Genomic DNA, 13,153 nt, shown 5'->3' with positions numbered 1-13,153 from the left:
CACGCGATGCAAGGACCCTACGCATTTATCAATGAACGACCGCAACCCTACCCATTGCTCAAGCTCAGCTTGTCGCTTGATCCGCATACACAGACAAAGTTCGACACCCTCAACCAACACATCCGCAACACCGTGGTGCTGCCTGGGCACCTGGTGATTATCGGCGATAGCCGTACAGCGTCTTGCACCCCTGAAGAAGCCAAGTTGATGCGCTCGGCACAGCATGTGAAACACGCGCTGCTGGCGCATTCTGCCGCCGATCACTTTCTGATAAAAAACTATGACCAGCTGCAGGCCATCATGACCCATGCGTCCCTCAGCATCGGCAGTGCCAGCGGCGCCTGGAGCAGGCACCTGGCGCAAGTCGAGCAGACCCTCAAGGACATCGACGTGTTGCATAAGCAGTACCTGCGCAAAGGCAGCATGGCTGCGAGGGATGAGTTCCTGCTCAAACGCCGGGCGTTGTTCACGCAACTGGATGGCCAGTTGTCCGGGCTGGCGCGTCTGGGAACGGGCCTGAAAAACGAAGGCTCCATCAAGAAAATGCTCGGAATCTCCAGTAAGAGCTATTGGCACCATGGTGAGATTCGGCGGTATGAAGAGACCGTCACACGTGTCGCCAAGGCCTCGCAAATGTTGAAAAAAGGCACGTATATCGGGATCGCACTGGATGTGGGCGTCACGGCGTTGGAGATCACCGAGGCCTGTTCGTTGGGGCGGGAGGAGGTGTGTACGAAGGCTAAATATGTCGAGGGTGGAAAGCTGGTGTTTGGGGTGGCTGGAGCAGCGCGTATTGGCTACCTAGGCGCATCGACAGCGGTAATCGCTTGTGCTGTGGTGTTCGGCATACCTACAGCGGGTGCTGGAGCTCTGGCTTGTGCAATTGTCGGAGGCACGGCCGGAGGGCTCTTAGGAGGTGCGCAGGGCAATAAGCTTGGAGAGCATGTGGGCACTTATCTCTATGAAAGCTCCCGGAGTGAACGATGAATCTTGAGTTCATAGGCATGGGCGCAGGAGTGGTCATGCTACTTAGCCTTCCTCTGCTCTATTACAGTATGTTCACCAAGCTTGAAGCCGCAGAAGGCTACTTGCCTCACAGCGTGTTCATCGTTTCCTGCAAGCACTTGTTTCGTAGCTGGCCTCTCGATGGGAGGCCTTTGCGGTTGAATCTGATGGCGTATGTGTTGGTGATGCCTAAAGTGTTTTACTGGCGTAGGCTCGTGGATCTTGATGAAGTTGCAAGCGTGCCGGGGCAATTAAAACGCTGGATCATCATCCCGTGTGCCATCACTCACCTCGCTGCGCTGATCATGACAGCAGCAGGATTGATGTTGACTTAATGTGGGAGGGCCAAGCCCTCCACAATCCCCACTTCTTGATCGCCATCAATCACTTTTCACCCCCCGCCTTCCTATCATGGCCCCCGCCAAGCCATGAGGAAGACGACCATGTCAGAGACCTTCACCAAGGGCATGGCCAGGAATATCTACTTCGGAGGGAGCGTGTTCTTCTTCCTGATTTTCCTGGCCCTGACCTACCACACCGAACAAACCTTTCCCGCCCGCAGCAACGTCGACCAGCTGACTGAATCGGTGGTGCGCGGCAAAGGGGTGTGGGAGCGCAACAACTGCGTTGGCTGCCACACCCTGTTGGGCGAGGGCGCCTACTTTGCGCCGGAGTTGGGCAATGTGTTCCAGCGCCGGGGCGGTGAGGAAGGGTTCAAGCCGTTCCTGCACGCCTGGATGAAGATGCAACCCCTGGGCGTGCCAGGGCGCCGGGCCATGCCGCAATTCAACCTCAGTGACCAGGAGGTGGACGATATGGCCGAGTTCCTCAAGTGGAGCTCGAAGATCGACACCAATAACTGGCCACCGAACAAGGAGGGCTGAGCCATGCGCAGCGCCAATCCCTATCTGAAATTCCAATCCCAGGCCGTGGCCAAACCCTACTTTGTGTTTGCCCTGATGCTGTTTGTCGGCCAGGTACTGTTCGGCCTGGTCATGGGCCTGCAATACGTGGTGGGCGACTTTCTGTTCCCGCTGATCCCGTTCAACGTGGCTCGGATGGTCCACACCAACCTGCTGATCGTCTGGCTGTTGTTCGGCTTCATGGGCGCCGCCTATTACCTGGTGCCCGAGGAGGCGGACCGCGAGCTGCACAGTCCGAAACTGGCGATCCTGTTGTTCTGGGTGTTTGCCGTGGCCGGGGTGCTGACCATCCTCGGCTACCTGCTGGTGCCCTATGCGGCGCTGGCCAAGCTCACCCACAACGAGCTGCTGCCCACCATGGGCCGCGAGTTCCTTGAACAGCCGACCATCACCAAGATGGGCATCGTGGTGGTCTGCCTGGGCTTTCTCTACAACATCGGCATGACCCTGCTCAAGGGCCGCAAGACCACGGTGAGCATGGTGATGATGACCGGGCTGATCGGCCTCGCCGTGTTCTTCCTGTTCTCCTTCTACAACCCCGGCAACCTGGCGCGGGACAAATTCTACTGGTGGTGGGTGGTGCACCTGTGGGTCGAAGGCGTGTGGGAATTGATCATGGGCTCGATGCTGGCGTTCGTGCTGATAAAGGTCACCGGTGTGGACCGCGAAGTGGTGGAGAAGTGGCTGTACGTGATTATCGCCATGGCGCTCATCACCGGGATCATCGGCACCGGGCACCACTTCTTCTGGATCGGCGCGCCGCAAGTGTGGCTGTGGGTTGGCTCGATCTTCTCGGCGCTGGAGCCGCTGCCGTTCCTGGCGATGGTGATGTTCGCCTTTACCATGGTCAAACGCCGGCGCCGCGAGCACCCCAACCGCGCCGCGACGTTGTGGGCCAAGGGCACCACGGTGACAGCGTTCTTCGGCGCCGGGGTCTGGGGCTTCCTGCACACCTTGGCACCGGTCAACTTCTACACCCACGGCACCCAGCTCACGGCGGCCCACGGGCACCTGGCGTTCTTCGGTGCCTACGCCATGATCGTGATGACCTTGATTAGCTACGCCATGCCGCGCCTGCGTGGCCTCGGTGAAGCGCCGGATGCACGCGCGCAGACCATTGAGGTCTGGGGCTTCTGGCTGATGGTGGTGTCGATGGTGATGATTACCCTGTTCCTCACCGCCGCCGGCGTGGTGCAGGTGTGGCTGCAGCGTTGGCCGGTGGACGGCGTGGCGCTGCCCTTCATGGCCACGGTGGAGCATCTGAACACGTTGTTCTGGGCGCGGTTGGCCAGCGGCGTGGTGTTCCTGCTGGGGCTGCTCTGCTACCTGTACAGCTTCCGGCACCGGCGCACGGTGGTCGGTGAACCGGTGCCGAGTGTGAACTGATCGTTAATCCCCAAGAGGGCGGCCCGGCGGGTACAGCGGGCCGTTTTACGTTTGGAGCAATGCCCATGGCCTTTACCCTGGAGCTGGAAGAGTGGGTCGGCAGTGCCTGGCACCGCTTTATCACCCGCCGTGCGAGCGTGGATTTCCCCGCCGCGCCGGTGGACCTGCGCGACCGCCAACGCAGCCTGGCGCTGCTGTTTCGCGCCCTCGGCGGCGCGGGCGGCATCGCCCTGGAGGCGGCGGGCGAACGCGACCTGCTGCTGCGCCGCAACCTGCTGATGCGCATCGCCGGCACCTGCAAACAGGCGCCGCTGGCTTGCTGCGACGGCAACCGCTTGCGCCTGCCGTCGCGCCTGGCGGTGTTCCCCCACGCCGCCCTCAACCAGGAGCTCTACCGCTGGCTGGCGCTGCTCGCCGCACAGTCCGGCCCGATGACCCATTGGGCGCGGGACAACCAGCGCTGGACCTGGCTGCTGCTGCAACGCTATCCCGCCATTGCCCCCAGCTACCGCCGCCTGGTCGATGCCCATCTCGCCCTGCGCCCCGACCCTGCCAGCCTGCGCCCCGCCGAAGCGGCGTTGGAAAAAGCCTTGCGCAAGGCCCTGCGCGAACCCGGCAGCGTGCGCCACTTGCCGCGCAGTGAACGTGCGCCCTGGCCGTTGCCGTTATGGCTGTACCCGCCGCTGCACCTGGACACGCCGCAAAGCGCCGACCTCTTTGATGAAGGCGACGACCTCGCCGCCCAGTCCGGTGAGCAACAGGGTGCGCCCAAACGCGCCTCGCGCCTGGACGACCAACGTCGCGACGGTGGCCTGCTGGTGGTCCGCCTGGAAAACCTGTTCAGCTGGACCGAACACGTCGACCTCGACCGCTGGACCGACGACGGCCACGACCCGGACGCCGCGCGCGTCGCCGAAGACCTCGACCAGTTGAGCCTGTCGCGCCAACGCGTGCGCAAGAGCGGCGGCCTGAAACTGCACCTCGACCTGCCGCCCGCCGACGTCGATGACATCCCCCTCGGCGAAGGCATCAAGCTGCCCGAATGGGACTATCGCCAACAGCGCCTGCAAGACGCCTTCGTCAACCTGCAACTGATGCAGCCACGCGACGCTGCACCGCAACCGCTGCCGCCACGCCTGCAAGCCCAGGCCCAGCGCCTGCGGCGCCAGTTCCAGTTGCTGCGCACCGACCGCCAATGGCAGCGCCAGCAACCCCAGGGCAGCGAACTCGACCTGCAAGCCTGGCTGGATTTTCATGTGCAGCGCCAGCACGCGGCCTGTGCCGAGCGCGGCCTGTTCATGGAGCAGCGTCACCGCCAGCGCGACCTCGCGTGCCTGCTGCTGGCGGACCTGTCGATGTCTACCGACGCCCATCTGAACGACACGCAAAAAGTCATCGACGTGATCCGTGACAGCCTGCTGCTGTTCGGTGAAAGCCTGGCCGGCGCCGGGGACCGGTTTGCGTTGTATGGGTTTTCGTCCCTGCGCCGGCATCAGGTGCGCTTGCAGGTGCTCAAGTCCTTCCAGCAACCCTACGACGACCGCATACGCGGCGCGATCCAGGGCCTCAAGCCGGGTTATTACACACGCATGGGCGCCGCGATCCGCCAGGCCACCCAGCTGTTGGGCGCCTGCCCGCAACGGCGCAAGCTGCTGTTGCTGCTCACCGATGGCAAGCCCAATGACCTGGACCTGTACGAGGGCCGCTATGGCGTCGAAGACACCCGCCAGGCGGTGCTGCAGGCGCGGCGCGCGGGCTTGATCCCGTTCTGCATCACCATCGACAAACAGGCCGGTGACTACCTGCCGTACATGTTTGGCGCGAATGGCTTCACCCTGATCCGCCAGCCGCAGCAGTTGCCGCAGCGCTTGCCGCAGCTGTACCGGCAGTTGACCGAAGGTCAGTAAATATCCCGGGGCAACCAGAAGAACATCGCGATGCAAAACAGCAGCAGCCCCAGGCAAAACCACTGGAAGCGGCTCAGCCGCCGGGCCTGCTTGCTGGCCTCGGACGCCGGCAGCGGCATGGCGCAGTGCTCGCAGGTGTCGCGCGCCACGGCATTGCGATGCTGGCAGTAGAGGCAGGTTTTCACTCGAATTGCTCCAGGCGCGAACGGTCGAGAATGGCGATATGGCGACCTTCCTGGGTGATGATTTTTTCATCGATCAGGCGCCGGATAATCCGCGAGAACGTCTCCGGCTGAATCGACAAGTGCCCGGCAATCAACTGCTTGGCCATGGGCAGTTCAAAGCGCGTCTCGGTGTTCTGCAGGCGCACCAGTTGCGTGAGCAGGTAGCGCACCACGCGGTGGGTGGCGTTTTTCAGCGACAACGTCTCGATCTCATTGACCCGCTGGTGCAGGCGTACGCACAGCGTGCCGAGCAAGGCAAAGGTCAGGCGGCTGTTGCTCTGCAACAGGCGCATATAGGTGGCGTTGGACAGGCGATACACCTGGGTCGGGCACACCGCTTCGGCGCACGCCACATAGTTGGGCGTGTCCATCAACATCATCGCTTCGGCAAAGGTCTGGCGTTCGCCGATCACCTCGAAGACTTTCTCCTGGCCGTCCGGCGTCAGGCGGTAGATTTTCACCGCACCGGCAATCACAAAGTAAAACGCATCGGCCGGTTCGCCCTGGCGAAACAGCGGCTCGCCCTTGTCGACATTGAGCAACTGGCTGTTGCTCATCAACTCACTCAGTTGGGCCTCGTCCATGGGCTCGAACAGGTGGTGACTGCGCAGGATCTGGTGATGGACACGATGGAGCACCATCAATACCTCGGGACACAAAGGGGAAGGGGGCTCAAGGCTAATCCGACTGCCCTTGGCGGGGCTTGATCTGCGACAAGGGCAAGACGCGGGCACAGGCGCACCATCGCCACAGAACTGAGTTGAGGAGCCGCAACATGCACGTACTGGATCGGCGCAAGGCATTGTCGATTACCCCGTTGTTTCGCCTGGCCTTCCGGCCATTTTTCCTCGGCGCGTGCCTGTTGGCGGCGCTGGCGATTCCCTTGTGGCTGCTGGCATTGGGCGGCATGACCGGCGGTTGGCAACCGGCGGGCGGGTGGCTGGCGTGGCATCGGCATGAGCTGTTGTTTGGTTTTGGAGTGGCGATCATCGCCGGCTTCCTGCTGACGGCGGTGCAGACCTGGACCGGCCGTCCCGGCCTTAGCGGTGCGCCCCTGGCTGCGCTGGCGGCGGTGTGGCTGGCGGCGCGCCTGGGTTGGTTGCTCAACGCGCCGTGGCCGGTGCTGGCGCCGCTGGAACTGAGCTTCCCGCTGGCCGTGGCCGGGGTGATGGGCTGGACGCTGTGGAAAGTGCGGCAACGGCGCAACTACCCGATTGTGCTGGTGTTGGTGCTGCTGGCGGTGGCGGATGGGCTGTCGCTGTATGACGCGGGCCTGCAACGGCAGGCCGTGCTCACCGGGTTGTGGCTGGTGGCGGCGATGATGGGCTTGATCGGCGGGCGGGTGATTCCATTTTTCACACAGCGTGGCCTGGGCCGGGTCGAGGCGGTCAAGCCATGGCCGTGGCTGGATCATCTGTTGCTCGGTGGGTCGATCCTGGTTGCGTTGTGCTACGCCACCGGGGTGGCGCTGTTCCCCAGCCTGTGGCTTGGCGCGCTGTTCGCCGTGCTGGGCCTGGGGCACCTGCTGCGTTTGGTGCGCTGGCAGGATCGTGGGCTGTGGCGGGTGCCATTGCTGTGGTCATTGCACCTGGCGTACGCCTGGCTTGCGCTAGCCTGCCTGGGCATGGCGCTGTGGCATTCCGGCGCGCCGTTGAATCCTAGTTTGGCGGTGCATGCGCTGACGGTGGGGGCCATGGGCGGCCTGATCCTGGCGATGATCGCCCGGGTCACCCTCGGCCATACCGGCCGGCCGTTGCAACCGCCACGGGGGATGGGGCTGGCTTTTGTGCTGCTGAATCTGGCCTGTGTGTGCCGGGTGTTGCTGGTGCTGGTGTGGCCGGTGGCGGCGTTGTGGTTGGCGGGGGTGTGTTGGTGTTGCGGGTTTGGGCTGTACTTGTGGCGGTATGGGCCGATGTTGTGGCGGGCGCGGGTGGATGGGCATCCGGGGTAAGTGTGGGAGCTGGCTTGCCTGCGATGGCGGTCGGTCGGTGTACATATCCGTTTCTTCGGTAACGGCTGCCTATGGTTCCGCCCTTACGGCGGGTCACTTTGGAAAAGCCCCAAAGTAACCAAAGGGCTCTTGCCCCAACACTCGGCACCTCGCCTAGGCTCGGTGTGCCCGAACGCAGGCTTGAATCCGTGGGCCGCCGCCACGCGCCATCCATGGCGCGGGGCGGCTAACCCGGCGTCCTGCCGGGTTGCCCACGGATTCAAGCCTGCGTTCGGCCAGCGTGTTTGACGGGGCAAGTAAGATCAAAAGCAAAAGCGCGGCGGCCTGAAAGCCGACCGGCATTTTTCCTGTCGATCTCGGTTAAAAATGTGGGAGCTGGCTTGCCTGCGATGCAGACACCTCGGTACATCAGGCAAACCCAGTTGATGCCATCGCAGGCAAGCCAGCTCCCACAGGGGGCCGCGCACGCTTCGTCGATCAGGTCGGCTACTAGGCCGCCTCGCTTTTGTTTTTGATCTTGGGCGCCCCGTTAAACACGCTGGCCGGAATTCGGCAGGGATTTGGGGGGTAAACCGGCAGGGATGCCGGTTTAGCCGCCCCGCGCCATGGATGGCGCGTGGCGGCGGCCCCCCAAATTCATGTCGGATTACGGGCATGCCGAGCCTAGGCGAGGCACCGAGTGTTGGGGCAAGAGCCCTTTGCTTACTTTGGGGCTTTTCCAAAGTGAGCCGCCGTAAGGGCGGAACCATAAGTAGCCGTTACCTAAATAACGGATATACACACCAACAAACCACCACCAACCCCGAGCCTTTTCGCCAAGCGGACTGCCGCTCCCCCCCGTTTGCCGTTATACTCGCCGGCTTTCAAAAGTTCGCCAACGAGTGCTGCCCGCCATGGAAATCAACCCGATCCTTAACACCATCAAGGACCTGTCCGAGCGCTCCGAAACTATTCGGGGGTATCTTTGACTACGATCAAAAGCATGAGCGTCTGACCGAAGTCAATCGCGAGCTTGAAGATCCTGCTGTCTGGAACAAACCTGAATACGCCCAGGAACTGGGCCGCGAGCGCGCTGCGCTGGCGCAGATCGTCGATACCCTCGACGAACTGAACACCGGTCTGGCCGATTGCCGTGACCTGCTGGACATGGCCGTCGAAGAAAACGACGAAGGCGCAGTGGGCGATGTCGTCGCCGAGCTGGCCCGTCTCGAGGAAAACCTCGCCAAACTCGAATTCCGCCGCATGTTCAGCCACGAGATGGACCCGAACAACGCCTACCTGGATATCCAGGCCGGTTCCGGTGGCACCGAGGCCCAGGACTGGGCCAACATCCTGCTGCGCATGTACCTGCGCTGGGCCGACAAGCGCGGTTTCGAAGCGACCATCATGGAACTGTCCGCCGGTGAAGTCGCCGGTATCAAGGGCGCGACCGTGCATATCAAGGGTGAATACGCCTTTGGCTGGTTGCGGACCGAGATCGGCGTGCACCGCCTGGTGCGCAAGAGCCCGTTCGACTCCGGCAACCGTCGCCACACCTCGTTCAGCGCGGTGTTCGTCTCGCCAGAGATCGACGACAAGGTCGAGATCGAGATCAACCCGGCCGACCTGCGCATCGACACCTACCGCTCCTCCGGTGCCGGTGGCCAGCACGTAAACACCACCGACTCGGCCGTACGTATCACCCACGTACCGACCAACACCGTGGTCAGCTGCCAGAACGAACGTTCCCAGCACGCCAACAAAGACACCGCCATGAAAATGCTGCGGGCCAAGTTGTACGAGCAGGAAATGCAGAAGCGCAACGCCGCTTCCCAGGCGCTGGAAGACACCAAGTCGGACATCGGCTGGGGTCACCAGATCCGTTCCTATGTGCTCGATGCGTCGCGGATCAAGGATCTGCGCACCAACATCGAACGCAGCGACTGCGACAAGGTGCTCGATGGCGACATCGACGAGTATCTGGAAGCGAGCCTGAAATCAGGCCTGTAACACCCTAATTCTGTGATGGAAGATTTAAAGACATGAGCGACCAACAACTCGACCCGCAAGCCCTGCAACAGGAAGAAAACTCCCTGATCGCCCTGCGCAAGGAAAAGCTTGCTGCCGAGCGCGCCAAGGGCAATGCCTTCCCCAACGACTTCCGTCGCGAAAACTACTGCGATGCGTTGCAGAAGCAATACGCCGACAAGACCAAGGAAGAGCTGGCAGAGGCTGCGATCCCGGTCAAGGTGGCAGGTCGCATCATGCTCAACCGTGGCTCCTTCATGGTGATCCAGGACATGACCGGGCGCATCCAGGTCTACGTCAACCGTAAAACCCTGTCGGAAGAAACCCTGGCCGCGGTGAAAACCTGGGACATGGGCGACATCATTGCTGCCGAAGGCACCCTGGCCCGTTCGGGCAAGGGCGACCTGTACGTTGAAATGACCAATGTGCGCCTGTTGACCAAGTCCCTGCGCCCACTGCCAGACAAGCACCACGGCCTGACCGACACCGAACAACGCTACCGCCAACGCTACGTTGACCTGATCGTCAACGAAGACGTGCGCCACACTTTCCGTGTGCGTTCGCAAGTGATCGCGCACATCCGCAGCTTCCTGATGGCGCGTGACTTCCTCGAAGTCGAAACGCCGATGCTGCAAACCATCCCCGGTGGTGCCGCGGCCAAGCCGTTCGAAACCCACCACAATGCGCTGGACATGGAAATGTTCCTGCGTATCGCGCCGGAGTTGTACCTCAAGCGCCTGGTGGTTGGCGGTTTCGAGAAAGTGTTCGAGATCAACCGCAACTTCCGTAACGAAGGCGTTTCGACCCGTCACAACCCAGAATTCACCATGTTGGAGTTCTACCAGGCCTACGCCGACTACGAAGACAACATGGACCTGACCGAAGAACTGTTCCGCGAGCTGGCGCAGCTGGTCCTGGGCAGCACCGACGTGCCGTACGGCGACAAGGTGTTCCACTTCGGCGAGCCGTTCGTGCGTCTGTCGGTGTTCGATTCGATCCTCAAGTACAACCCTGAGCTGACCGCTGACGACCTGACCGACATCGACAAGGCCCGCGCCATCGCCAAGAAAGCCGGGGCCAAGGTGCTCGGCTTCGAAGGCCTGGGCAAGCTGCAGGTGATGATTTTCGAAGAACTGGTGGAGCACAAGCTGGAACAGCCGCACTTCATTACCCAGTACCCGTTCGAAGTGTCGCCGCTGGCCCGTCGCAACGATGACAACCCGAACGTCACTGACCGTTTCGAGCTGTTCATCGGCGGCCGTGAAATCGCCAACGCCTACTCCGAGTTGAATGACGCGGAAGACCAGGCCGAGCGCTTCATGGCCCAGGTGGCCGACAAGGACGCCGGCGACGACGAAGCCATGCACTACGACGCCGACTTCGTTCGCGCCCTGGAGTACGGCATGCCGCCGACCGCTGGTGAAGGTATCGGCATCGACCGCCTGGTGATGTTGTTGACCAACTCGCCGTCGATCCGCGATGTGATCTTGTTCCCGCACATGCGGCCACAAGCGTAAGCGAAGCGAAATCCGAAGCCGCCTTTTATAAGGCGGCTTTTTTATGTGGCGTATTTAAGCGTCAAGCAAATAGCGCCAGGTTTTGATCTATTCAAGGATGTATGTGGTGAACCGCGTTATGGCTCAAGAAGGCGCCGCCGGCATTGCTGCTGCCGTGGCGGAAAGTGTCCAGTACCAGGGCCGCAAGGCCAGTCGCCGGGGCAGCGAGCAGCGTCGGCAAGACATTCTCGATGCGGCCATGCGCATCGTCGTGCGTGATGGCGTACGTGGCGTTCGCCATCGCGCCGTGGCGGCGGAGGCCGGCGTGCCGCTGTCGGCCACCACCTACTATTTCAAGGATATCGATGACCTGCTCACCGATACCTTCGCCCAATACGTCGAACGCAGCGCGGCGTTCATGGGCAAGCTGTGGGTGCGCAACGAAGGCTTGCTGCGGGAGATGGTCGCTTATGGCGATGGCAGCCCGCAGTCGCGCTCGCAACTGGCCGATGACATCGCCCGGCTGACGGCCGACTACGTGATGCGCCAACTGACCAACCGTCGTGAACACTTGATGGCCGAGCAGGCGTTTCGCCAGGAAGCCCTGCTGAACCCGCGCCTGGCCGAGTTGGTGCGCTCCCACCAGCAGATCCTGTTGCAGGGCACCGGGCAGTTTTTCCAGGTCTTGGGTTCGCGCGAGCCGCAGCAGGATGCCAAGGTGTTGACGGCTATCATCGGTCGGATGGAGTATCAGGGCCTGCTCGGCAGCGCAGACAGCCTGACCGGTGAAGAGATGCTTGAGATCCTCAAACGCTACATGCATTTGGTGTTGGCGTCGGTCTGACGTAGGCTGCTGGGGCACATAACGTTTATAGAGGAAGTTCCAGGTGGACGATTACCAGCAGACGATACGCACCTTGTCTGATCGCATTGTGCTGGCGCAAACACCGATTCGCGTCCTCGACGCCGTGAAGTGGGACGACAGCATTCGCCAGGGGTTCCTCAAGGCCAAGGGCAAGGAAATGCCGGCCGTCAGCCGTGACTATTACCTCAACCGGCCACTGTCGTTCGATTCCAGCGCGGTGAAACTGGAGTTCCAGAACATCGAGCGCGACATCACCCGTCGCCTCGGCCAGTTCAGCCCGGTGGGGCAGATCATGCGCCGCATGTGCCGCGAATACCGCATGGTGGTGCGCATGCTCGAAGCGCGTGGCACCGAAGACTTCGGCCTGATCTCCCAGGAACTCTACGGCGCCGCCTCCGATGCGTTCCACGCCGGTGACCCGACCCTGGCCGACCTCGGCCTGATGCTCTCCGACTACCTGAACAATATCGACGGCCGTGGCGACTTGAAGGATGAGGCCAAGACCCTCACCGCCAAGGACGCCGTCGCCCTGCTGCAAACCCGGCTGAACAAGGTGTTTGGCGAGGCCGAGGAAACCATCCGCGTGTTCGAGTCCGACGGCATCGTCGCCGACGCGGCGGCGGGCGCCGACTACATCAAGATCCGCGCCGACGCGATGTTCAACGACCGCGACGTGCGCGCCCTGGAAGTGCATGAAGGCCTGGTGCACGTCGGCACCACCCTCAACGGCCAGAACCAGCCGATCTGCACCTTCCTGTCCAAGGGCCCGCCGTCGTCCACCGTGACCCAGGAAGGCCTGGCGATCCTGATGGAGATCATCACCTTCGCCTCCTACCCCAGCCGCCTGCGCAAGTTGACCAACCGCACGCGCGCCATCCACATGGTGGAGGAGGGCGCCGACTTTTTGCAGGTGTTCGAGTTCTTCCGTGAGCAAGGCTTTGAAATGGCCGAAAGCTACGGCAACGCCAGTCGCGTATTCCGTGGCTCGGTGCCGACGGGTCTGCCGTTTACCAAGGATCTGTCCTACCTCAAGGGCTTTATCATGGTCTACAACTACATCCAGCTGGCCGTGCGCAAAGGCAAGCTGGAACAAGTGCCGCTGCTGTTTTGCGGCAAGACCACCCTGGAAGACATGCGCACCCTGCGCCAATTGGTCGATGAAGGCCTGGTGGTGCCGCCGAAGTATTTGCCGGAGCAGTTCCGCGACATGAACGCGCTGGCGGCGTGGATGTGCTTCTCCAACTTCCTCAACCACTTGAGCCTGGATCGGATCGAGGCGGATTACTCGAATATCTTGTAGAGCATGTAACTGACGAAACCGGATCAAAAATGTGGGAGCGGGCTTGCTCGCGAAAGCGGTGTATCAGGCACGGATATCTTGACTGACCC

The 13,153-nt window shown here is 61.9% G+C and carries 12 protein-coding genes; 10 read left to right on the top strand and 2 right to left on the bottom strand.

Features of this window, described 5'->3' with window-relative positions:
• Positions 1-6: 6 nt before the first annotated feature.
• From NUV89_RS08820 to NUV89_RS08800, 5 genes are all read left to right on the top strand, one after another.
• Positions 7-987, top strand: coding sequence for a hypothetical protein (locus tag NUV89_RS08820; RefSeq protein ID WP_257780989.1), 981 nt, complete (start codon positions 7-9; stop codon positions 985-987).
• Positions 984-1,340, top strand: a complete 357-nt coding sequence (locus NUV89_RS08815) for a hypothetical protein (protein ID WP_257780988.1) — start codon at positions 984-986, stop codon at positions 1,338-1,340. Before NUV89_RS08820 ends, NUV89_RS08815 begins: the two co-directional genes overlap by 4 nt.
• Before the next feature lie 108 nt (positions 1,341-1,448).
• Entirely contained in the window at positions 1,449-1,889 is a 441-nt protein-coding gene (locus NUV89_RS08810; RefSeq protein WP_257780987.1) for a cytochrome c, read from the top strand.
• A gap of 3 nt (positions 1,890-1,892) precedes the next feature.
• Positions 1,893-3,314 carry a cbb3-type cytochrome c oxidase subunit I gene (locus tag NUV89_RS08805; protein ID WP_257780986.1) on the top strand — a complete coding sequence of 474 codons (1,422 nt, stop codon included), beginning with the start codon at positions 1,893-1,895 and terminating at the stop codon, positions 3,312-3,314.
• A gap of 65 nt (positions 3,315-3,379) precedes the next feature.
• On the top strand, positions 3,380-5,221 hold the full coding sequence (locus NUV89_RS08800) for a nitric oxide reductase activation protein NorD (RefSeq protein WP_257780985.1): 1,842 nt from the start codon (positions 3,380-3,382) through the stop codon (positions 5,219-5,221).
• Here NUV89_RS08800 and NUV89_RS08795 read toward each other — a convergent pair.
• Together NUV89_RS08795 and NUV89_RS08790 are read right to left on the bottom strand one after the other, a co-directional pair.
• Complete coding sequence (locus tag NUV89_RS08795) at positions 5,215-5,406, bottom strand: protein DnrP (RefSeq protein ID WP_257780984.1); 192 nt, start codon at positions 5,404-5,406, stop codon at positions 5,215-5,217. The two genes, NUV89_RS08800 and NUV89_RS08795, sit on opposite strands and share 7 nt — an antisense overlap.
• A complete protein-coding gene (locus NUV89_RS08790) occupies positions 5,403-6,086 on the bottom strand; it encodes a Crp/Fnr family transcriptional regulator (protein WP_257780983.1) in 684 nt (227 codons plus the stop codon). The genes NUV89_RS08795 and NUV89_RS08790 overlap by 4 nt, the downstream gene beginning before the upstream one ends.
• Positions 6,087-6,220: 134 nt before the next feature.
• Between NUV89_RS08790 and NUV89_RS08785 the strand changes: the two genes are divergently transcribed.
• The 5 genes from NUV89_RS08785 to NUV89_RS08765 all read left to right on the top strand — a co-directional run bounded on the left by NUV89_RS08785 (position 6,221) and on the right by NUV89_RS08765 (position 13,064).
• Positions 6,221-7,396, top strand: a complete 1,176-nt coding sequence (locus NUV89_RS08785) for an NnrS family protein (protein WP_257780982.1) — start codon at positions 6,221-6,223, stop codon at positions 7,394-7,396.
• 893 nt (positions 7,397-8,289) lie between these two features.
• Positions 8,290-9,385 (top strand): peptide chain release factor 2 gene (gene prfB, locus NUV89_RS08780; protein WP_100215725.1). Its coding sequence is split into 2 segments (ribosomal slippage): positions 8,290-8,361 and positions 8,363-9,385, totalling 1,095 coding nucleotides; the frame shifts between segments, so codons are not numbered across the junction.
• A 32-nt stretch (positions 9,386-9,417) separates the two neighbouring features.
• Positions 9,418-10,920, top strand: coding sequence for a lysine--tRNA ligase (gene lysS, locus NUV89_RS08775; RefSeq protein WP_017738328.1), 1,503 nt, complete (start codon positions 9,418-9,420; stop codon positions 10,918-10,920).
• A gap of 106 nt (positions 10,921-11,026) precedes the next feature.
• Positions 11,027-11,743, top strand: a complete 717-nt coding sequence (locus NUV89_RS08770; protein WP_026136994.1) for a TetR/AcrR family transcriptional regulator — start codon at positions 11,027-11,029, stop codon at positions 11,741-11,743.
• Positions 11,744-11,786: 43 nt separating this feature from the next.
• Positions 11,787-13,064 carry a flavohemoglobin expression-modulating QEGLA motif protein gene (locus NUV89_RS08765; protein ID WP_017738326.1) on the top strand — a complete coding sequence of 426 codons (1,278 nt, stop codon included), beginning with the start codon at positions 11,787-11,789 and terminating at the stop codon, positions 13,062-13,064.
• Positions 13,065-13,153: the final 89 nt, after the last annotated feature.

The organism is Pseudomonas sp. 18.1.10 (assembly GCF_024655625.1).
In the GTDB taxonomy this organism is placed as follows: domain Bacteria; phylum Pseudomonadota; class Gammaproteobacteria; order Pseudomonadales; family Pseudomonadaceae; genus Aquipseudomonas.
Note: the sequence above shows the minus strand (reverse complement) of the source record. Positions and strands in the feature narration are given on the sequence as shown.

What these genes read in the sequence shown, in the direction of transcription:
- NUV89_RS08790 (WP_257780983.1), bottom strand. Translation starts at nt 6,086, where the DNA reads ATGGTGCTCCATCGTGTCCATCACCAGATCCTGCGCAGTCACCACCTG.
- NUV89_RS08805 (WP_257780986.1), top strand. Translation starts at nt 1,893, where the DNA reads ATGCGCAGCGCCAATCCCTATCTGAAATTCCAATCCCAGGCCGTGGCC.
- NUV89_RS08800 (WP_257780985.1), top strand. Translation starts at nt 3,380, where the DNA reads ATGGCCTTTACCCTGGAGCTGGAAGAGTGGGTCGGCAGTGCCTGGCAC.
- NUV89_RS08815 (WP_257780988.1), top strand. Translation starts at nt 984, where the DNA reads ATGAATCTTGAGTTCATAGGCATGGGCGCAGGAGTGGTCATGCTACTT.
- NUV89_RS08785 (WP_257780982.1), top strand. Translation starts at nt 6,221, where the DNA reads ATGCACGTACTGGATCGGCGCAAGGCATTGTCGATTACCCCGTTGTTT.
- lysS (WP_017738328.1), top strand. Translation starts at nt 9,418, where the DNA reads ATGAGCGACCAACAACTCGACCCGCAAGCCCTGCAACAGGAAGAAAAC.
- NUV89_RS08810 (WP_257780987.1), top strand. Translation starts at nt 1,449, where the DNA reads ATGTCAGAGACCTTCACCAAGGGCATGGCCAGGAATATCTACTTCGGA.
- NUV89_RS08820 (WP_257780989.1), top strand. Translation starts at nt 7, where the DNA reads ATGCAAGGACCCTACGCATTTATCAATGAACGACCGCAACCCTACCCA.